Genomic DNA, 20,069 nt, shown 5'->3' with positions numbered 1-20,069 from the left:
GGAATTGCATGAAAGCAAAGAGACGGAACGCAGCCGCAATTCCATGCCATGCGGAGCTGTACAGAGCGGTGCTAAGGGGCGTTCGAGCAGATCTTCAAGGCGATATGCCGCCGCTTCAGGCCGCCATCGCCTGCTTGCCCGCGAAGACGTGATCGAGGAATTCCGATAGCCAGGCTTTCAGCGCGGCGTCGAAGATCATCCGGCCTTCCAGGTGCTCGCGGCCCTGCTGGGCGTTCGGCATGCAGAAACGATGTTCGCCGTGCACCACCCAGCGCTGCATCATGGCGCGTGTGAGTTCGGCATGAAACTGCAGGCCCCAGGCGTTGGGGCCGTAGCGATAGGCCTGGTTGGGATAGGTCTCGGCCGTCGCCAGCAGATCGGCGCCGTGCGGCAGTTCGAAACCCTCGCGGTGGAAGTGATAGACCATCTGCGGCCAGCGCATCAGCAGCCGGCCCTTTTCCGTCGGCTGCAATGCATACCAGCCGATCTCGGTCTTGCCATCGTCGCGCGCCTTTACCTTGGCGCCGAGGTGGCGGGCGAGCAGCTGCGCGCCGAGGCAGATGCCGAGATAGGGCCGGTTCTCCTTGAGCGGAATCTTCAGCCAGTCGATCTCGGTCTTGATGAAGTCGTCGGGATCGTTGGCACTCATGGGGCCGCCGAAGACCACGGCGCCGGCATGCGCTTCGAGCGTCGGGGGCAGGGGATCGCCAAGGACCGGGCGGCGGATATCGAGATCATAGCCCTTCTCCAGCAGCATCTGGCCGACGCGGCCGGGGCTGGAGCGTTCCTGATGCAGGACGATCAATATCGGGCGGCCAGCGCTCTTCGGCGCTTCAATCATCATTGCCTGTCTCCACCCTGGAACCGGGCGCGCGTGCTGCTGCTTCCTGGCGCTTCATGATGCGCTCGCGGTCGGAAATGCCCATGAGATCGGCGATGCGCCAGATCGCGTGGTCTTCCATCTCGCTGCGCTCGCCATCGGCATAGACGATATCCCAGAGGATGCCGAGGAGTTCGAGCCTTTGGGTGCTGTCGAGGTGGCGCTTCAGGTCCGAGGTGAAGCGATAGTAGTCGACAGCCTCGCTTTCAGCCTCCTCGCCGGCGGCGATCAGACGGTCGAGCTGGCGGCCATCCAGACCGTATTGGTCCTTCAGGAGCTTGCGCAGCCTTTTCTTCTCGCTGTTCTCGATCTTGCCGTCCGCTTCCATCACCTGGATACAGAGCGCCGCGACAGCGACGCGCGGGTCGTCGGGTGCAAAGCCGGATCTGGGGTGGTCCTGGGTCAGGTTATGAAGGAATTCCTGAAAGCGTTCAAACATCCGTATCCATTCTCAAAGCAAACCGAGCAGGGTTCTTGGGGCACCATGCTCCATCTTTTTGTTTCCATGCAATTCCAGACGCAAAACCGCTGCGCACTTTTGCTGGAATTGCATTAGAACAACTTGAGCCGTGTCTTGGGTTCCGGTTCAAGCCTTCTATCCTTCACGCCCGGATCGTCCGGCGCGCCACCGAAGAAGGGTCGCTGTTCCGACGGCTGCTGCGGCGTTGCGGCAGCCGCGCTCGGCGCGGCCTTTGCCGTTGCGGGCTCCAATTCCATGACATAGGTATCGGCCGTCGGCGATGCAACTTTCGGTGAATTCGGCGCCTCCGTCGTGGTTGCAGGCGCTGCCTCACGCATGGGGGGAAGCGACTTCAGCGCCGCGTCGACCGATACCGTGGAGCCCTCTTCCACTGGCCCCTCGATCTGGCCGAAGGGCGCTTTCCATTCGAAGGCGTCGAGACGGCCGGTGACCGGCGACAGCGGCAACCATTTCTCCGATACGAAGCCATCGGCGACCCAGGCGGGATCGCGCGGCGCACGCAATGCCTGCGCCATCCAGTGACGGACGCGGCCCTGATCTCCGGTTTCGGCCTCCTCGATATCGGCCAGCAGTAGGAAAGCGCCTTCACGCGCATCGATCCGCGCTGCGGCTTCGGCCTTGGCCCGGGCCTTGCCGAAATCGCCGGCGTCCATGGCCGCCTTGGCCGTCAGCAGCAGCGCTTCGACATTGTTCGGGCGGATGGCTTCCAGTCGTTCGGCGCGCTTCAGGCGGTCGGTGACGGAATCGCCGCTGCGGGCCCGCACATAGGCCCTGCCGATCTCGGGATGCGGATGTGTCTTCCAGACCTGCTCGAGGATGGAGGCGGCCTTGCGCACCTTGTCCTCGCGAAAGAGGGCCTTTGCCGCAATCAGCGCCGCGGGCACGAAATCGGCGACAAGCTTCAGCGCGGACAGCGCATCGTCGCGGGCGCCGGCAGGGTCGCTTTCCAGTTTGTCGTCGGCGCGCGCCGTCAGGAGCACGGCGCGTTGGCGGTTGGCCGTCGTCTTGTCGACGACGTGGGCGACCTTCTGCTGGTCCAGAAGCTTGATGGCGTCGTCCCAGCGGCCGGCCTGGCTGCGATATTCCAGCGTCGCCTGCGCCGCCCAGGGCAGATAGGGCGCCTGGTCGGCGGCCTTCTCGGCATATTGCCGCGCAGCTTCATGGGCACCGAGGCGCTTGGCTTCGAGATAGAGGCCGCGCAATCCGAGTTCGCGCGTTTCCGGATCGTTTGCCATCAGCTCGAACTTCTGGCGTGCCTCGTCGTGCTTGCCTTCGATCAAGGCCGCCTGTGCTTCCAGCAGGTTGATGAGCGGCTCCTGATCGGCGCGGATGAGGCCACGGGTGCGCGCGGCCATCTTGCGGGCGAGCAGCGCATTGCCGGCGCCGGCCGCGATCAGGCCGGTCGAAAGCGCCTGATAGCCGCGATCGCGCTTGCGGGCACGGAAATAGCGGGTGACGGAATGCGGCGACGTCCAGATCAGCCGCACGAACCACCAGAGAATCATGACGGCGGCGACCAATGCGATCAGGATCGCGGCGGCGACGATCAGCTTGGTCTGGTAAAGCTGGCCTTCCCACACCAGCGAGAGATCGCCGGGGCGGTCCGCCAGCCAGGAAAAACCATAGCCGAGAGCGAGGATAAGAATGGCGAAGATAAGCAGTCTGATCATTGCCGCGCTCCGTCCTTAATTCTGTTTCCCGGTATTGGCGATCGCCTTCGACAGGGCATCGCTTACCAGATCCTCGACGCGGATGCGGGCCTCCAGCGATTGCTTGAAGGCGGCGGAAGCCGACTTGGCCGCGTCGGGCAGGTTGTTCCACTCCGTCACGGCACCCGGCAGATCGCCATTCCTGACCTTGTCCTCGAAACGGGCGGCGATGGCATCGATGCCGTCGCCGGGGACGTTGCCGACGGGACGAACCTGGACCAGCGACTTGGCGCTCGACATCAGGCGGTCGCTCCAGCTCTGGTTCGGATCGTCGGTCTGGGCCGTCGCGACGATCACCGTCGCCACGTCGGAAACCTGACGGATCAGGTCGGCGCGGGAGGGAACGCCGGTCTGGGCGAAGTTCTTGAGATCAGCGACGGCCGGATCGTCCGATGCGACATTGGCGAAGGTGTCGAGTTCGGGCTGGAAGGGGCCGCCGCGGTCGATGGCGGCCTTCAGCGCAGCCGCCGCGATCGCGCGGGCAACGGCACTCTCCTGGCTCGGTCCGCTCAGCTTCTTTTCGGCATCGTCGAGACGCTTGCTGACTTCGGCATCGGATGTGGCCTGAGTCTGGGTCGCCTTGCTGAGATCCGCCTTCAGCTGCTCGACTTCGCCGCTCAGTGAAGCGATCTTCTGGTCCGACGCCGCATTTGTTTCGCCCGATCCGCCCGCCGAAGTGCCATTGGCAGCGCTGGTCTCAAGGGCGGCGACGCGGGCCGCAAGCGTTTCGTCCGGCTTGGCTGCGGGCGCGGCGGCGAGATTGGCGACGCTCTGCTTGAGGCCATCGATCTCTGCATTCAATGCGGCGATATCGGCGGACGTGTCCTTGCCGCTACGGCCGCCGGGCAAGACGCCGGCATATTGCAGGGCGCCCGCGCAGACGAGCGCAATCAAACCGCCGACGATGCCGGCCGCGACAAGGCCGGAGGTCGACCCTTCCCGCCGTGGCTGCTGTGGCTGCTCGGCATAGGAAGGGGCGGGATCGGCGTGCCGTGCCGATGCCTGCGGCTCTTCCGGCTCGGAAGCGGAGACAGGCTCCTGCACGTCTTCGCGAAGCGGCTCCCTCTCCGCTTCGAGCGGCATTTCCACTTCATTGGCGGATGAGGAGCCGAATTCGTCGTGACTGCGCTCGGTGATATCTTCGGGCGCCGCGTCCTGCGCAGTTTTTTCGGCTTCCAGGTCGATCGTGACCGGCTCGTCGTTGGGCTTCGAATGGTTAGGCGGTTTTCCCGGTACCATGAGGTCCTCTTTTCATGCGCTGCAACGAAGTTAGACAGACAAGACGATTATGGAAAGGCCTTACATCAAAATTGCGGCCTCACGCGTGGATCAGAAGCGTCAGAAGCCGGTCTTCGCTCGGCATGTCGGCGATATCGACATGCAAACGCATCGATGCGGGAATCGCTTCGGCGATGGCTTCGCTCAGGCAGAGGAACCGCATGTCCGCGAAGACTTCGGGGTTTCGTTCGACGAAAGGCAGGCTGAAAAGGCGTTTGGCCGTCTGATGGGAATAAAGCAGTACGGCATCCGCCCGGATGTCGACGAAAAGCCGGCGGAGAACGGCATCGTCGGGGCTAAGGTCGCGCATGCGGTAGCATTCGACGGTAAGGAACGGCAGGCGCAATTCCTCCAATCTCGTTTCGAACCCGGCTGCGCGGGGAGAGCCGGCGAGATAAAGGAGAGGGGTGGCGTTCAGGCTTGCCGGGTGGCTTGAAATGAGGGTCGCGAGTTCGGTGCCCCCACCCTCCGATACGACGATAGTGTCAAATCCCAGGGCCGCCGCTTCTTTGGCCGTTGCCTTGCCGACGGCAAAAAGTGGACGAGACAGATGCGGTTTCAGATCCGATGCCAATGCGGCAAGCACCCGGATCGCCTCGGCGCTGGTGACGGCGATGGCGCCCTCCGTCTGCCGAAGCGCTTGCTTCGCCTCCTCCAGGCAATGGACGGGTTCTGCCAGCGGCAGCAGCAGGGGCTCGTGTCCCATCTGCGCCAGCCGCCGCACGGTGCGTTCACCCGAATGCCGAGGGCGGGTGACGACGACGCGCATCGTTCGTCAGGTCCAGTCTTCGAAGAAGGTGCTGCCGGCCTCGGCGCGGATCGCCTGGCCGGCATTGATGCCGAGCGCCTCGGCATCGCGCCGGTGACCTTCGATGGTGGTCGTGTGCACCTGCTTGCCATCCGGGGTGAGGATCATGCCGAAGAAGCGCAGATGATCGCCTTCGCAGATTGCGTAGCCGGCTATCGGCGTACGACAGGAGCCGTCAAGCGCGGCAAGGAAAGCCCGTTCGCAGGATACGGTATCGAAGGTCGGCCCGTCGTTGATGGCGGCAAGCAGGTCGTTCATCCGCGCGTCGTCGATTCGGCTTTCGATAGCGATCGCGCCTTGCGCAGGTGCCGGCGGGAATTCGTCCGGGTCGAGAATATCCGTGATGATTTCGACCATGCCGAGCCGCTTCAGGCCGGCGAGCGCCAGCAATGTCGCGTCGGCCTGTCCCTCTTCCAGCTTGCGGAGACGGGTCTGGACCGAACCGCGGAAGGTGATGACGTTGATATCCGGGCGCAGGCGGCGGATCAGCGCCTGGCGGCGCAGCGAGGCCGAACCGACGGTCGCGCCATGCGGCAGCTCGGTCAGTTTCGGCGCGGTGCGGCCGATGACGGAATCGCGAATGTCCTCGCGCGGCAGGTAGGCCGTCAACGCCAGGCCTTGCGGCAGCTTGGTCGCCATGTCCTTGGCCGAGTGCACGGCGAAGTCGAGCTCGCCCGAAGTCAGCTTCTCTTCAAGCTCCTCCGTGAACAGGCCCTTGCCGCCGATTGCCGCCAGCGAGCGGTCGGTGATGCGGTCGCCCTTGGTCGTGAGAACGACGATTTCGAACATCTCCTCCGGAAGGCCGTGGGCCGCCATCAGACGGTCGCGTGCCTCGTGCGCCTGGGCGAGCGCCAGCGGGCTGCCGCGCGTGCCGATCCGGAAAGGTTTTGTTTGCATCCGCTTTGATCCGTTGTTACCGACAGTTCCCGTAACCATATTTCCGCTTTACCGCAATCGACCTGTAGGCAACGAACATTCTCCATGGCACCCATTCTTCGTATTCTCGGCATCGAAACAAGCTGCGACGAAACCGCTGCAGCCATTGTCGAGCGCCGGGATGACGGCACGCCCACGGTTTGTTCCGATGTCGTCCTCAGCCAGTTGGACGAGCATAGCGCCTATGGCGGCGTCGTGCCGGAAATTGCCGCGCGGGCGCATGTCGAGGCGCTGGATACGCTGATCGACGAGGCATTGAAACGCGCCAATGTGTCGCTCTCGGACGTCGACGCCATCGCCGCGACGTCAGGCCCGGGCCTCATTGGCGGGCTGCTCGTCGGCCTTATGACCGGCAAGGCGATCTCGCGTGCCACAGGCAAGCCATTATACGCCATCAACCATCTGGAAGGCCATGCCCTGACGGCGCGGCTGACGGACGGGCTTGGCTTTCCCTATCTCATGCTGCTCGTTTCCGGCGGCCATACCCAGCTGATCCTGGTGCGCGGCGTCGGCGAATACGAGCGCTGGGGGACGACCATCGACGATGCTCTCGGCGAAGCCTTCGACAAGACGGCCAAGCTGCTGGGATTGCCCTATCCCGGCGGCCCGGCCGTGGAAGCCGCCGCGAAAAGCGGCAATCCGGACCGCTTCGATCTTCCCCGGCCGCTGGTCGGCGAGGCGCGCCTCGACTTTTCCTTTTCCGGCCTGAAGACGGCCGTGCGGCAGGCGGCGACGGCGATCGCGCCGGTAACGGAGCAGGATATCGCCGATATCTGCGCCTCTTTCCAGAAGGCGATCTCGCGCACCTTGAAGGACCGCATCGGCCGCGGGCTGCAACGGTTCAAGGCGGAATTCCCGAAGATGGCGGACAAGCCGTCGCTGGTGGTGGCAGGCGGCGTCGCCGCCAATCTCGAGCTGCGCCGCACGCTGCAGGAACTTTGCGATGCCAACGGCTTCCGCTTCATCGCGCCGCCATTGAGATTGTGTACGGACAATGCCGTCATGATCGCCTGGGCGGGACTCGAGCGCATGGCGACGGGCAGGGCACCTGACGATCTCGACGTGCAGCCGCGTTCGCGCTGGCCGCTGGATCAGAAGGCGGAAACTCTGCTCGGGCACGGCAAGCGAGGAGCGAAAGCATGAGCGGCAGGGAGCGGATCGCAGTCATCGGCGCAGGCGCCTTCGGCACGGCGCTTGCAGCCGTCATCGCGCTCACCGGCCGCAGCGACGTGACGCTCGTCGGACGCAACGCCGGGCTGATGGCGGATCTTGCCGCCGATCGCATGCATGATGCCGTGCTGCCCGGCATCGAACTTCCGGATTCGCTGGAGTTTTCCGCCGAGCCGGATGCAGTTTCCAATGCCGGCATCGTGCTTTTCGCCATGCCCTCGCAGGCGCAGGCCGATGCTGCCCGGCACTATGGTCCTTATCTTGCCAAGGATGCCATCGTCGTGACCTGCGCCAAGGGCATCGACAAGGTTTCCGGCGATCTGCTGACCGACATGCTGGAGCGGGAGCTGCCGGAGCACGCCGTCGCCGTTCTCTCCGGGCCGGGTTTTGCCGCCGATATCGCCAAGGGCCTGCCGACCGCCATGGCGATCGCCGCGGCCGACATGGCCGTGGCGGAAAGGCTTGCCCAGGCTATTTCCGGCCCGACCTTCCGTCTCTATGCATCGGACGACCGCATCGGCGTGCAGCTCGGCGGCGCGCTGAAGAATGTTCTCGCCATTGCCTGCGGCATCGTCGAGGGCCGAGGGATCGGCGATTCCGCGCGCGCGGCGCTGATCAGCCGCGGTCTCGCCGAAATGTCGCGCTTCGTCGCGGCCAAGGGCGGCAAGGCGGAAACGGTGCGCGGGCTTTCGGGCCTCGGCGACCTCGTGCTGACGGCCACCAGCCACCAATCCCGCAATCTCAGATTTGGTATCGCGCTTGGCCAGGGCGACATCGTCGACCCGGCGCACGGCACACTGGTCGAAGGCGCCTATGCCGCATCCATCGCCGCGCGGCTCGCCCACGAACTCGGCGTCGACATGCCGATCACCGACGCAGTTTCCGCCATCATCGACGGCAAGCTCGACATCACGGCCGCTATCGGGCAATTGATGACGCGGCCGATCACCACGGAATAGCTTGAATGTCACCGACGCTCTGGATATATTACTGGATATATCGGAGGGTCTGATGAGCAACTCGCAAAAACGCGCAATTCAGAACTACCGCTCCCGTCTTGGCGAGCGCGGTCTCGCTCGTTTTGAGGTGCTTGGGCTCGATAGTGATAAAGCTCTCATCAGGGAGATGGCGCGGCGACTGGCAGAGGGCGGAACGCAATCGGCCCAGATTCGCGATGTCCTGATGAAAACAGTTTCGGGCGAACCGCCGAAAAAGGGCGGCGTTTACGCTTGGCTACGCAGTTCGCCGCTCGTCGGAGCCGACATCGATCTCGAAAGGGTAAGAACCGAAGTGCGCGAGATCGATCTTTGACGCGCTATTTGCTGGATACCAATATCATCAGCAACACTATTAAACCCGAACCGTCGCCGTATCTCGTGCGATGGTTTGAGGCTCAATTGGATCACAATCTTTTCATCGCAGCGTCCACGATCGCCGAAATTCGGCGCGGCATCCTGATCATGCCGAAGGGGCGCAAGCGTGATGATCTCGAATCCTGGTTTCTTGGTAGTCAGGGACCGCAAGTCTATTTTGCCGGGCGTATCCTCCCGTTCGAGGAGAACGCTGCTTTGATCTGGGCTCAACTCATGGCGGAGGGCAAGGCGGCGGGAAGGCAACGTGATCCTATGGACATGTTGATTGCCTCTGTTGCAATTGCGAATGATTGCATTATCGCTACCCATAACGAAGCCGATTTCTGGGGCCTCGATATCATCAATCCCCTTCGCGCAGAAATGTGATGACCTCTCGCGATTGAGGCTTTATCCGTCACTATCGATAGTTTCGATTTTATTGGGAGAACCAAACCATGCTGTTCGCCTTTGTCTGCAAGGACAAGCCCGGTTACCTGAATGTCCGCATGGAGACGCGCCCGGCGCATGTGGAACACCTGAACAAGCTCAATGCCGAAGGCACGCTGAAGATGGCGGGTCCTTTCCTCGACGCGGAAGGCAAGCCGAACGGCAGCCTGGTCATCGTCGATGCCGAAAGCGTCGAAGCGGCCGTCGCGATCGCCGATGCCGATCCGTACACGAAGGCCGGCCTGTTCGAGAGCGTCGAGATCAAGCCGTTCAACTGGGTCTTCAACAATCCGGGGGCATGAGACATGGCGCACTGGCTTTATAAATCCGAGCCGTCCTCCTGGTCCTGGCAGCAGCAGAAGGATGCCGGCGACAAGGGAACCGAGTGGACCGGCGTGCGCAACTATCTCGCCCGCAACAACATGCGGGCCATGCAGATCGGCGACAAGGGCTTCTTCTATCATTCCAACGACGGGCTGGAGATCGTCGGTATCGTCGAGGTTTGCGCGCTGGCGCATCCCGATTCGACCGCCAAGGACGATCCGCGCTGGGAGTGCGTCGATATCCGCGCCGTCCGCGACCTGCCGAAGCCGGTGTCCTTGAAGGACGTCAAGGCCAATCCGAAGCTTTCGCAGATGGCACTCGTCACCTCCATGCGGCTCTCCGTTCAGCCTGTCACGGATGAGGAATATGCCGAAGTCTGCCGCATGGGCGGCCTGGACAATCCGCCGGTCTGATCCGGCCTGATTCGGTGGGTGCGGGCTCTTTGAAAACCGATCCTGAAAGCTTCATCCGCGCCAACACCAGCCTGATGGCGCCGCCGCATGTGCCGGAGATCCGGCTGCATCTGGCGAGCGAGGCGCATGAGCTGTGGCTGAAGACGGAAGAGGAGCTGGAAGAGATCGGCCTGCCGCCGCCCTTCTGGGCCTTCGCCTGGGCGGGCGGCCAAGGCCTGGCACGCTATATCCTCGATCATCCCGAGGCCGTGGCCGGCAGGACCGTGCTCGACTTTGCCAGCGGCTCCGGGCTTGTCGCCATCGCGGCCAGGCAAGCGGGCGCAAGCCATGTGCTTGCTGTCGATATCGACCCGTGGGCGGGGACGGCCATCCGGCTCAATGCCGTCGAAAACGGCGTCGCCCTCGAATTTGCCAGTGAGAATATCGTCGGTCGGGCCGTGGATGCGGACGTAATTCTTGCCGGCGACGTCTTCTATGATCGCGATTTCGCCGCCGGCCTCGTCCCCTGGCTGCGGCGCTTGGCGGGCGAAGGGAGGTCCGTTCTGGTCGGCGATCCCGGCAGGGCCTATCTTCCCAAGGACCGCCTGGAAGAGCAGGCGATTTACCAGGTGCCGGTGACGCGGGCGCTGGAGGACAGCGAGGTCAAGAAAACTACGGTCTGGCGATTTCTCGCTGGCTAGAACGCCGCTACAATCTCTTCGGAAAATGCTCTGGCCCGTCAGTGCCGGATGACGCAGACGCCGGCTTCGTATGAGCACGGATTGCCGGCATAGCGGACGTTGATGACCTTTGCCCGCGGCCTTGGCTGCGTCACGGCGGGGCGGGCATAGGGATTATACCCGCCATAGCCCAATACATACGTGCCGCCATTGGCATGATAGACGTCGGCCGTGCCGGCATAGGTGCCGGCGTTCGCGGCGTCGCGCCGCTCCATGACCACGATCCTGGCCGGCTGCTGCAGCCCAGCGCCCTGCGGCTCGGAAATCTGGTGCAGGCGTACGATGCCCGAATGGTTGTGATGATGCCTGTGGCGATAGTCGTCCGCCGACGCCTGCGTCGAGGAAAGAATGGCCGCTGCCGCCAAAACGAGCGCTGCTGCCTTTAAAAGATGCGGCGTCATGATTCGTCCTCCGCTTCGGTCCGTTAATGAAATCTTAACGGCAGATTGCCTCAAGACCGCCGCGAAGTCCACGTCAGGGTTGCCGAAATGGTAAATAGCCCGGAATGGGAAGCTCGTCGTTGCATGCTCGCTAAAGTGCAGAGCGACCCCAATCGATTAAATTCAATGCAGGCATCAATTGTGCTTGTCGATAGGCATTTCGGCGATTAATGGTCGCAATGATGCAACGCACACTGCACGTCTCTGCGCGCGCGTTGCCCCGGAGATCCGGGTTCTAAGCGTATCGTAACGCCGCGAGGTTCTGATGGCGAACGTCACACAAAGCCGGCCACTGTCGCCGCATCTGCAAATCTACAAACCCATTCCCACCATGGTCATGTCGATCGTCCACCGCATTACCGGTGGTGCGCTCTACTTCGGCACGCTGCTGGTCGCCTGGTGGCTGATCGCCGCCGCGACGGGCCAGGCCTATTTCGACCTGGTCAACTGGATCATGGGCACGATCATCGGCCGGATCATCCTGCTTGGCTACACCTGGGCGCTGCTGCACCATCTGATCGGCGGTCTGCGCCACTTCGTCTGGGACCTCGGGCACGGTTTCGATCCCGCCGTCTCGACCAGGATGGCCAAGCTCACGCTCGTCGCCTCGATCTGTCTGACCGCGCTGGTCTGGATCATCGGCATCGTCATCCGGCTGGGTTGATTGGCATGATTGTTCCCGAAAAGCGTTCGAACGCTTTTCGGGATCATGTGCTTTAAAGGATATTTCTCATGGATATGCGCACTCCTCTGGGCAAAGTCCGCGGTCTCGGTTCCGCCAAGGAAGGCACCGATCATTTCTGGCGTCAGCGCCTGACCGCGGTTGCCAACGTTCCACTATTCCTCTTCTTCGTCATCTTCCTGATGATCTACGCCGGCGCGCCCTACGCGGAAGTCGTGCACGCGCTGTCGAACCCGCTCGTCGCCGTCATTATGGGCCTGATGGTGGTCTCCGGCATCATTCACATGAAGCTCGGCATGCAGGTCATCATCGAGGACTATGTCCACGGCGAATTCGGCAAGATCGTCCTTCTCATGCTCAACACGTTCTTCGCGATCGTCATGGCGGGGCTCTGTCTTTTCGCCATTCTGAAGATCGCGTTCGTAGGATAAATGCATCATGGCACCGAACTCATCCACTCAGAATGGGCCTGCTCAAAACGGGAAAGCCTACAAGTATGTCGATCACTCGTATGATGTGATCGTCGTTGGCGCCGGCGGCGCCGGCCTGCGCGCAACGCTCGGCATGGCCGAGCAGGGCTTCCGCACCGCCTGCATCACCAAGGTCTTCCCGACGCGTTCGCACACCGTCGCAGCCCAGGGCGGCATCGCGGCTTCGCTGCAGAATATGACGCCGGACAGCTGGCAGTGGCACCTCTACGACACCGTCAAGGGCTCGGACTGGCTCGGCGACGTCGACGCCATGCAGTATATGGTCATGGAAGCGCCGAAGGCCGTCTACGAGCTCGAGCACTACGGCGTGCCTTTCTCGCGCAACGAGGAAGGCAAGATCTATCAGCGCCCGTTCGGCGGCCACATGCAGAACTTCGGCGAGGGACCGCCGGTGCAGCGCACCTGCGCAGCCGCCGACCGCACCGGCCACGCCATCCTGCATACGCTTTACGGCCAGTCGCTGCGCAACAACGCCGAATTCTTCATCGAGTATTTCGCGCTCGACCTCATCATGTCCGACGATGGCAGCCGCTGCACAGGCGTCGTTGCCTGGTGCCTCGATGACGGCACGATCCATCGTTTCGCCGCCAAGATGGTGGTGCTGGCGACCGGCGGCTACGGCCGCGCCTATTTCTCGGCAACCTCGGCCCACACCTGCACCGGTGACGGCGGCGGCATGGTGGCCCGTGCCGGCCTGCCGCTGCAGGACATGGAATTCGTGCAGTTCCATCCGACCGGTATCTACGGTTCGGGATGTCTGATCACCGAAGGCGCGCGCGGCGAAGGCGGCTATCTCGTCAATTCCGAGGGCGAGCGCTTCATGGAGCGCTATGCTCCTTCGGCGAAGGACCTTGCCTCGCGCGACGTGGTTTCGCGCTGCATGACGCTGGAAATCCGCGAGGGTCGCGGCGTCGGCAAGAACAAGGACCATATCTTCCTGCATCTCGACCATCTCGATCCGGCCGTGCTGCATGAGCGCCTGCCCGGTATTTCCGAGAGCGCGCGCATCTTCGCCGGCGTCGACGTGACCCGCGAGCCGATCCCGGTGCTGCCGACGGTCCATTACAACATGGGCGGCATTCCCACCAACTATTGGGGTGAGGTGCTGAATGCCGACAGCAACAATCCCGAGCGCATCCTGCCGGGTCTGATGGCCGTCGGTGAAGCCGGCTGCGCATCGGTGCACGGCGCCAACCGCCTCGGCTCCAACTCGCTGATCGACCTTGTGGTCTTCGGCCGTGCCGCCGCCATCCGCGCCGCGCAGGTCATCGACCGCAACAGCCCGGTTCCGGCGGTCAACGTGGCCGCCTGCGACAAGATCATGGAACGCTTCGATCGCCTGCGCCATGCCAGCGGCGGCACGCCGACGGCGGCCCTTCGCGAGAAGATGCAGCGCGCCATGCAGGAAGATGCCGCCGTGTTCCGCACCCAGGAATCGCTGGAATCCGGTTGCCGCCGCATTTCGGAGATCTGGAAGGACATGTCCGACATCAAGGTCACCGACCGTTCGCTGATCTGGAATTCCGACCTCGTCGAAACGCTGGAGCTGCACAATCTGATGGCCAACGCCATCACGACCATCTACGGCGCCGAGGCCCGCAAGGAAAGCCGCGGCTCGCATGCCCGCGAGGACTACACCGAGGGCAAGTTTGCCGGCCGTGACGACGAGAACTGGCGCAAGCATACGCTTGCCTGGGTCAACGACGCCGGTGACGTGAAGCTCGACTATCGTCCCGTTCACACCGACCTGATCGCCGAAGGCATCGATCCGCACAAGATCGAGCCGAAGGCACGAGTATATTAAGTGCTGTCGTTAGACGAAGCTTCCGATGATGACGGAGAGCGAGTCTCGTCAAAATTGCGGGCCGCTTTTCCGTTGTCTATGCGAAAGGATTTTGAAGTTCCAGTGAACAGGAGCGCTTATCAAGTTGGCGTTGATAAGCATTATCCGGCTCGTCTCCGTGAGATGATTAGCGCAGCTGTTTTAACGTACTCGTTGCAGAATAAATCCGTCGATAACATTTATAGAAAGTACTTCAAAGACAAGCCATATTCAGAAGATCCCGGGGGTGATGCTCGTTTAGATCGGCTCTATCGTCGGAGTTGTCGAGAGCAGATCACTTGCGTAGATGAGGTACTGAAATGGTATCCGAAGTTGCTGGCGCGTGAGCCATTTGTTGGCGAAGTGATCGGCGATTTAACGCTTACTCGGGTCTTTTATAGTTTTGAGCGCGCTTTCTCGGAGGCCGATAAAGGTGCGTTGTTTGAAGCGGTAGCGATAGCGCGCATGATTCTCGAACAGGTCTCTTGGTTTTTTGCCGTACATAACTTGGATGACGGTGAAGTAATCAAGAAAACTAAGACAACCAAATCGATTGCGACCACCACGGCCCAATTTCCTCAAGTAGGGCGCTTGTATGGGTGGATGAGTGATCATGCTCATTGGAGCTACAATGCTCATGTGAAAGTAATCGTCGAAGAAGATAATGATGAGAGCCCGATGAGCGCGTTGCTGGCTTCCTCGGAGTTCAAAGCAATTGCCTACGCGATGCTGATTGCGCTGACCTTTTTAGTTGCGGAAATTGTAGCCTCCATACTGGGTAGCTATCCAGGGCTTTCTTCTGCGGAAGAGTTTAAAAAATGGAATGCGATGCGCGGGGCCTTCGATGCAGCCTCGATGATAGACAAAATGTATCATCTATCTGGTGAGGCGCCAGATATTGGATTAATTCTGAACATCGTGAAGGTGGATAGAAAGAATGGTTGAACTCGCTCTCCCCAAGAACTCTCAGATGCGCGAAGGCAAGGTCTGGCCGAAGCCGGTCGGCGCCAAGAATACGCGCGAATTCCGCGTCTATCGCTGGAGCCCGGATGACGGCCAGAACCCGAGCATCGACACCTACTACATCGATATCGACGATTGCGGTCCGATGGTGCTCGACGGCCTGCTCTACATCAAGAACAAGATCGATCCGACGCTGACGCTGCGCCGTTCCTGTCGCGAAGGCATTTGCGGCTCCTGCGCGATGAACATCGACGGCACCAACACGCTCGCCTGCACCAAGGGTCTGGACGAGATCAAGGGCACGGTGAAGATCTATCCGCTGCCGCACATGCCCGTCGTCAAGGACCTCGTGCCGGACCTGACGAATTTCTACGCTCAGCACCGGTCCATCGAGCCCTGGCTGAAGACGGTATCGCCGCCGCCGGCCAAGGAGTGGAAGCAGAGCCACGAGGACCGCCTGAAGCTCGACGGTCTCTACGAGTGCATCCTTTGTGCCTGCTGCTCGACCTCCTGTCCGAGCTACTGGTGGAATGGCGACCGCTATCTCGGTCCCGCCGTCCTGCTGCAGGCCTATCGCTGGCTCATCGACTCCAGAGACGAAGCCAAGGGTGAACGCCTCGACAATCTCGAGGATCCCTTCCGTCTTTATCGCTGCCACACGATCATGAACTGCGCCCAGACCTGCCCGAAGGGTCTGAACCCGGCTAAGGCAATCGCCGAAATCAAGAAGATGATGGTTGAGCGGCGGGTCTAACCCGCCGTTCCGGTCACTCCCGCGGTGCCCGCGATATTTGATAGGTCCTTGATAAGGCACATGGATCGGAGAGGATGCCGAAGTTCGCGGCTTCCCTCCATTTTAGGGGAGGTTCGGCGTATCGCCTTGAAACCACCCGATTCTTGTCCAGCTATGGCCTACTGCAATTTGTGACGGTATCGACTTGATTAACCAAAGTGAAATACGATAATTCGGACATCATTAAACATATCTTTGCAGATGTCAGCGGTGGACAATCATTTAGGAGTGTGATGATGCAGTTTAGATATGCAGTGACGGCTGCGGCGATTGGTCTGTCGCTTGCCGGTTGCCAGCGCACGGCATACAACAACGACAGTTATTCTGCCCCGCCACTGCAGGCCCAGCCTGTTCCTTCCGTTCAATCCAGCCAGCTTCCGCCCGCAGGCGCCGGCAACGGCTCGCAATTTCCGGCTGCTCCGGCAACGGGCGCGGCGAATGCGGGCAATCCGCAGCAACAGCAGGCGATGGCGGCATCCGCCATGGATGTCACGAAGGAATCAATGGTCGGCAGCTGGAAGGTCAGCAATGGCGGATCAAGCTGCGACATGTTCCTGACGCTGACGAACCTCGGCAGCGGCTCGCGCGGCGGTACGCGCGGTTGCGCGGGCGAACTCACCGCGATGGGTTCGTGGGAAGTTTCGGGCAAGCAGGTTCTCCTGAAAAATCGTGACGGCTCCACAATCGGCACGGTCTACAAGACGGCGGATTCGCGCTTTGACGGCTCGACCGCGTCCGGCCAGCCGCTCAGCCTCAGCCGATAAGCTTATTTGAAAGGTGCAGCACCCCTTGGGTGCGCTCCTGTTCGCACAGGCGGATATTTCCCCATGCAGCCCATGCCAGATTACTCGATCAGCGTCTGCGAACAGCTAAAGGCGCTGACGGCGTCCGGGTCCCTCCAGGTGGATTCGGCGCAGATGGATGTGGCGAAAATGCTGGACCGCGTGCTTGCCGATCTCAAGCGGAAGCGGCCTGCCGCCAAATCCAGCGCGCTCGGCTGGATGTTTGCTGCACGCAAGAAGTCGGTCGAGACGATCAAGGGCCTTTACATTCACGGCAGCGTCGGACGCGGCAAGACCATGTTGATGGACATGTTCTTCGCCATGGCGCCCTGCCAGAAGAAACGCCGGGCGCATTTCTTCGAGTTCATGACCGATGTGCACAACCGCATCGCGGCGCAGCGGCTGAAGTTCAAGAACGGCGAGACCAAGCAGGCCGACCCGATCCCGCCGGTTGCCGCCGACCTCTACGCCGAGGCCGAACTGCTTTGCTTCGACGAATTCACCGTTACCGACATTGCCGATGCGATGATCCTGTCGCGGCTGTTTTCCGAGCTGTTCTCGCTCGGCTGCGTGCTGATCGCCACGTCGAACGTGGAGCCGGACAATCTTTATCGTGACGGCCTCAACCGCGGCCTGTTCCTGCCCTTCATCGATCTCCTGAAAAAGTACGTCGATGTGGTGACGCTGGATTCGCCGACGGACTACCGCATGGAGAAGCTGAACAGCCAGCCGGTCTATCTGACGCCGCTCGACCAGCGTGCCGATATGGCGATGGATGCCTCCTGGATGGGCGCGCTGCATGGACGCAAGGCGCAGCCGACGGAGATCCCGATGAAGGGGCGCTCCATTCATGTGCCGCTCGCCGTCGATCGCATGGCGCGCTTCTCCTTCGCCGATCTTTGCGATGCGCCGCTGGGGCCCGCCGATTTCCTCGCCATCGCCGAGCGCTTCGACACGATCTTCCTCGATCATGTGCCGAAGCTCGGCCCGGACAAGCGCAACCAGACGAAGCGTTTCATCATTCTTATCGACACGCTCTACGATCACAATATCCGCCTCTACGTGTCCGCGGCCGCCATGCCGGAGGATCTGCTGGAGGAGCGGCGAGGGACGGAAGGCTTCGAATTCGACCGCACGGCGTCGCGGCTTTTCGAGATGCGCAGCGCCGAATATCTGGCCCAGACTCCGGCCAAGCGCGCTGCCGAGTAACAATTCGGTGACAGAACATCTTACGTTTACGTAAGATATTTTGTATCTAACCGATTGAAATTCCTGATCTCAAAATAATCAATTGCCAATTTCACCCTTTGGGTCTATGCGATTGACGGCTATTGTGGATGCCTGTCACGGTGTCCCGCCACGGATTTTGATCGCAAAGGATACACCGAAATGGCGCGCAACAAGATCGCACTTATTGGTTCTGGCATGATTGGTGGCACGCTGGCGCATCTCGCCGGCCTGAAGGAACTGGGCGACATCGTCCTGTTCGACATCGCGGACGGCATTCCCCAGGGCAAGGGTCTCGACATCGCCCAGTCTTCTCCGGTCGAAGGTTTCGACGCCAACTTGACCGGCGCCAGTGACTATTCCGCGATCGAAGGCGCTGATGTCTGCATCGTCACCGCCGGCGTTGCCCGCAAGCCGGGCATGAGCCGCGACGATCTGCTCGGCATCAACCTCAAGGTCATGGAACAGGTCGGCGCCGGCATCAAGAAGTATGCCCCGAACGCTTTCGTGATCTGCATCACCAACCCGCTCGACGCCATGGTCTGGGCGCTGCAGAAGTTCTCGGGCCTGCCGACCAACAAGGTCGTCGGCATGGCCGGCGTGCTCGACAGCTCGCGCTTCCGCCTGTTCCTCGCCAAGGAATTCAACGTTTCCGTCGAAGACGTCACCGCTTTCGTTCTCGGCGGCCATGGCGACTCGATGGTTCCGCTCGCCCGCTACTCCACCGTTGCCGGCATCCCGCTGACCGACCTCGTCACCATGGGCTGGCTCACTGCCGAGCGCCTCGAAGAGATCATCCAGCGCACCCGTGACGGCGGCGCCGAGATCGTCGGCCTGCTGAAGACCGGCTCGGCCTACTACGCTCCGGCCGCTTCGGCCATCGCGATGGCTGAATCCTACCTCAAGGACAAGAAGCGCGTCCTGCCTTGCGCCGCGCATCTCGACGGCCAGTACGGCGTAAAGGACATGTATGTCGGCGTTCCCACCGTTATCGGTGCCGGCGGTATCGAGCGCGTCATCGAGATCGATCTGAACAAGGCCGAGAAGGAAGCCTTCGACAAGTCGGTCGCGGCCGTTGCCGGTCTTTGCGAAGCTTGCGCCACCATCGCGCCGTCGCTGAAGTAATTTCCGCGTTCCAACAGGGATAAGTCCATGAACATTCATGAATACCAGGCCAAGGCGCTGCTGAAGACCTATGGCGCACCCGTCGCGGACGGCGTTGCCATCTTCTCCGCCGATGAGGCCGCCGCCGCTGCCAAGCAGCTTCCAGGTCCGCTTTACGTCGTCAAGAGCCAGATCCATGCTGGCGGCCGCGGCAAGGGCAAGTTCAAGGAACTCGGCCCGGACGCCAAGGGCGGCGTTCGCCTGGCCAAGTCGGTTGACGATGTCGTCGCCAACGCCAAGGAAATGCTCGGCCACACGCTGGTGACCAAGCAGACCGGCCCGGCCGGCAAGCAGGTCAACCGCCTCTACATCGAAGACGGCGCCGACATCGATCGCGAGCTTTATCTCTCGATCCTGGTCGACCGCTCGGTCGGTCAGGTCGCTTTCGTCGTTTCGACGGAAGGCGGCATGGACATCGAGACCGTCGCGCACGATACGCCGGAAAAGATCATCACCGTCGCCATCGATCCGTCGACGGGCGTCACGGCCGCCAACTCGGCTGCTCTTTCCGACGCGCTGAAGCTCGAAGGGGCTGCCCGCGAGGACGCTGCCAAGCTCTTCCCGATCCTCTACAAGGCCTTTGTCGAAAAGGACATGGCGCTGCTGGAAGTGAACCCGCTGATCGTCATGACCAACGGCCGCCTCCGCGTCCTCGACGCCAAGGTCTCGTTTGACGGCAACGCGCTCTTCCGTCACGAAGACATCCGCGCCCTGCGCGACACCTCGGAAGAGGACGAGAAGGAAATCCAGGCCCACGAATACGACCTGGCCTATGTCGCGCTCGACGGCAACATCGGCTGCATGGTCAACGGCGCCGGCCTTGCCATGGCAACCATGGACATCATCAAGCTCTACGGCGCCGAGCCGGCGAACTTCCTCGATGTCGGCGGCGGCGCTACCAAGGAAAAGGTCACGGCCGCCTTCAAGATCATCACCGCCGATCCGGCCGTCCAGGGTATTCTGGTCAACATCTTCGGCGGCATCATGAAGTGCGACGTCATTGCCGAAGGCGTGCTTGCGGCCGTCAAGGAAGTCGGTCTGAAGGTTCCGCTCGTCGTGCGCCTCGAAGGCACCAACGTCGAGCTCGGCAAGAAGATCATCAACGAATCCGGTCTCAACGTCATCTCTGCCGATGACCTGGACGATGCCGCCCAGAAGATCGTTAAGGCAGTCAAGGGAGCCTGAGGC

Annotated in this window: 23 protein-coding genes; 16 read left to right on the top strand and 7 right to left on the bottom strand. The window is 61.7% G+C overall.

Annotated features, from left to right (window positions below):
- Positions 1–115: 115 nt before the first annotated feature.
- The 6 genes from ACQZ6J_RS14085 to hemC all read right to left on the bottom strand — a co-directional run bounded on the left by ACQZ6J_RS14085 (position 116) and on the right by hemC (position 6,053).
- Positions 116–841 (bottom strand): glutamine amidotransferase, encoded by a 726-nt coding sequence (locus tag ACQZ6J_RS14085; protein WP_449084704.1) that lies wholly within the window; start codon positions 839–841, stop codon positions 116–118.
- Positions 834–1,319: a tellurite resistance TerB family protein gene (locus tag ACQZ6J_RS14080; RefSeq protein ID WP_092717417.1), complete on the bottom strand. Its 486-nt coding sequence runs from the start codon at positions 1,317–1,319 to the stop codon at positions 834–836. Before ACQZ6J_RS14080 ends, ACQZ6J_RS14085 begins: the two co-directional genes overlap by 8 nt.
- A 113-nt stretch (positions 1,320–1,432) precedes the next feature.
- Positions 1,433–3,031: a heme biosynthesis HemY N-terminal domain-containing protein gene (locus ACQZ6J_RS14075; RefSeq protein WP_449084503.1), complete on the bottom strand. Its 1,599-nt coding sequence runs from the start codon at positions 3,029–3,031 to the stop codon at positions 1,433–1,435.
- Between the two features lie 15 nt (positions 3,032–3,046).
- Positions 3,047–4,309, bottom strand: a complete 1,263-nt coding sequence (locus ACQZ6J_RS14070; protein WP_449084502.1) for a COG4223 family protein — start codon at positions 4,307–4,309, stop codon at positions 3,047–3,049.
- 79 nt (positions 4,310–4,388) lie between these two features.
- Positions 4,389–5,117, bottom strand: coding sequence for a uroporphyrinogen-III synthase (locus ACQZ6J_RS14065; protein WP_449084501.1), 729 nt, complete (start codon positions 5,115–5,117; stop codon positions 4,389–4,391).
- A gap of 6 nt (positions 5,118–5,123) precedes the next feature.
- On the bottom strand, positions 5,124–6,053 hold the full coding sequence (gene hemC / locus ACQZ6J_RS14060; protein ID WP_449084500.1) for a hydroxymethylbilane synthase: 930 nt from the start codon (positions 6,051–6,053) through the stop codon (positions 5,124–5,126).
- 84 nt (positions 6,054–6,137) lie between these two features.
- Here hemC and tsaD point away from each other — a divergent pair, with 84 nt between their 5' ends.
- From tsaD to ACQZ6J_RS14025, 7 genes are all read left to right on the top strand, one after another.
- Positions 6,138–7,235, top strand: coding sequence for a tRNA (adenosine(37)-N6)-threonylcarbamoyltransferase complex transferase subunit TsaD (gene tsaD / locus ACQZ6J_RS14055; RefSeq protein ID WP_163987057.1), 1,098 nt, complete (start codon positions 6,138–6,140; stop codon positions 7,233–7,235).
- Positions 7,232–8,221, top strand: coding sequence for an NAD(P)H-dependent glycerol-3-phosphate dehydrogenase (locus tag ACQZ6J_RS14050; RefSeq protein ID WP_449084499.1), 990 nt, complete (start codon positions 7,232–7,234; stop codon positions 8,219–8,221). The genes tsaD and ACQZ6J_RS14050 overlap by 4 nt, the downstream gene beginning before the upstream one ends.
- A 52-nt stretch (positions 8,222–8,273) precedes the next feature.
- Entirely contained in the window at positions 8,274–8,573 is a 300-nt protein-coding gene (locus ACQZ6J_RS14045; RefSeq protein WP_449084498.1) for a hypothetical protein, read from the top strand.
- A complete protein-coding gene (locus ACQZ6J_RS14040) occupies positions 8,570–9,001 on the top strand; it encodes a PIN domain-containing protein (protein ID WP_449084497.1) in 432 nt (143 codons plus the stop codon). Before ACQZ6J_RS14045 ends, ACQZ6J_RS14040 begins: the two co-directional genes overlap by 4 nt.
- A gap of 68 nt (positions 9,002–9,069) precedes the next feature.
- A complete protein-coding gene (locus ACQZ6J_RS14035; protein ID WP_163987053.1) occupies positions 9,070–9,363 on the top strand; it encodes a YciI-like protein in 294 nt (97 codons plus the stop codon).
- Positions 9,364–9,366: 3 nt separating this feature from the next.
- Positions 9,367–9,798 carry an EVE domain-containing protein gene (locus ACQZ6J_RS14030; RefSeq protein ID WP_449084496.1) on the top strand — a complete coding sequence of 144 codons (432 nt, stop codon included), beginning with the start codon at positions 9,367–9,369 and terminating at the stop codon, positions 9,796–9,798.
- 29 nt (positions 9,799–9,827) lie between these two features.
- Complete coding sequence (locus ACQZ6J_RS14025) at positions 9,828–10,478, top strand: class I SAM-dependent methyltransferase (protein WP_449084495.1); 651 nt, start codon at positions 9,828–9,830, stop codon at positions 10,476–10,478.
- A gap of 38 nt (positions 10,479–10,516) precedes the next feature.
- Here the strand turns inward: ACQZ6J_RS14025 and ACQZ6J_RS14020 are convergent, their stop codons facing one another.
- The gene (locus ACQZ6J_RS14020) at positions 10,517–10,918 is read right to left on the bottom strand and encodes a hypothetical protein (RefSeq protein ID WP_163987050.1); all 402 of its coding nucleotides are present in this window, start codon (positions 10,916–10,918) and stop codon (positions 10,517–10,519) included.
- Between the two features lie 304 nt (positions 10,919–11,222).
- Here ACQZ6J_RS14020 and sdhC point away from each other — a divergent pair, with 304 nt between their 5' ends.
- The 9 genes from sdhC (at position 11,223) to sucC (ending at position 20,066) form a co-directional block, all read left to right on the top strand.
- Positions 11,223–11,621 carry a succinate dehydrogenase, cytochrome b556 subunit gene (gene sdhC, locus ACQZ6J_RS14015; protein WP_163987049.1) on the top strand — a complete coding sequence of 133 codons (399 nt, stop codon included), beginning with the start codon at positions 11,223–11,225 and terminating at the stop codon, positions 11,619–11,621.
- Between the two features lie 68 nt (positions 11,622–11,689).
- Complete coding sequence (gene sdhD, locus ACQZ6J_RS14010; protein WP_163987048.1) at positions 11,690–12,070, top strand: succinate dehydrogenase, hydrophobic membrane anchor protein; 381 nt, start codon at positions 11,690–11,692, stop codon at positions 12,068–12,070.
- Between the two features lie 7 nt (positions 12,071–12,077).
- On the top strand, positions 12,078–13,934 hold the full coding sequence (gene sdhA / locus ACQZ6J_RS14005) for a succinate dehydrogenase flavoprotein subunit (RefSeq protein WP_449084494.1): 1,857 nt from the start codon (positions 12,078–12,080) through the stop codon (positions 13,932–13,934).
- Positions 13,935–14,897: a hypothetical protein gene (locus ACQZ6J_RS14000; protein ID WP_449084493.1), complete on the top strand. Its 963-nt coding sequence runs from the start codon at positions 13,935–13,937 to the stop codon at positions 14,895–14,897.
- A complete protein-coding gene (locus tag ACQZ6J_RS13995) occupies positions 14,890–15,669 on the top strand; it encodes a succinate dehydrogenase iron-sulfur subunit (RefSeq protein ID WP_047630647.1) in 780 nt (259 codons plus the stop codon). Before ACQZ6J_RS14000 ends, ACQZ6J_RS13995 begins: the two co-directional genes overlap by 8 nt.
- Before the next feature lie 275 nt (positions 15,670–15,944).
- On the top strand, positions 15,945–16,472 hold the full coding sequence (locus ACQZ6J_RS13990) for a protease inhibitor Inh/omp19 family protein (protein ID WP_163987360.1): 528 nt from the start codon (positions 15,945–15,947) through the stop codon (positions 16,470–16,472).
- Between the two features lie 63 nt (positions 16,473–16,535).
- Positions 16,536–17,699 (top strand): cell division protein ZapE, encoded by a 1,164-nt coding sequence (gene zapE / locus ACQZ6J_RS13985; RefSeq protein ID WP_449084492.1) that lies wholly within the window; start codon positions 16,536–16,538, stop codon positions 17,697–17,699.
- Between the two features lie 180 nt (positions 17,700–17,879).
- Positions 17,880–18,842 (top strand): malate dehydrogenase, encoded by a 963-nt coding sequence (mdh, locus tag ACQZ6J_RS13980; protein WP_163987045.1) that lies wholly within the window; start codon positions 17,880–17,882, stop codon positions 18,840–18,842.
- Between the two features lie 27 nt (positions 18,843–18,869).
- A complete protein-coding gene (sucC, locus tag ACQZ6J_RS13975) occupies positions 18,870–20,066 on the top strand; it encodes an ADP-forming succinate--CoA ligase subunit beta (protein ID WP_163987044.1) in 1,197 nt (398 codons plus the stop codon).
- Positions 20,067–20,069 lie beyond the last annotated feature (3 nt).

This window comes from Rhizobium sp. A37_96, from assembly GCF_053521765.1.
The sequence above is the reverse complement of the archived record's forward strand: the minus strand, read 5'-3'. Positions and strand labels throughout refer to the sequence as shown.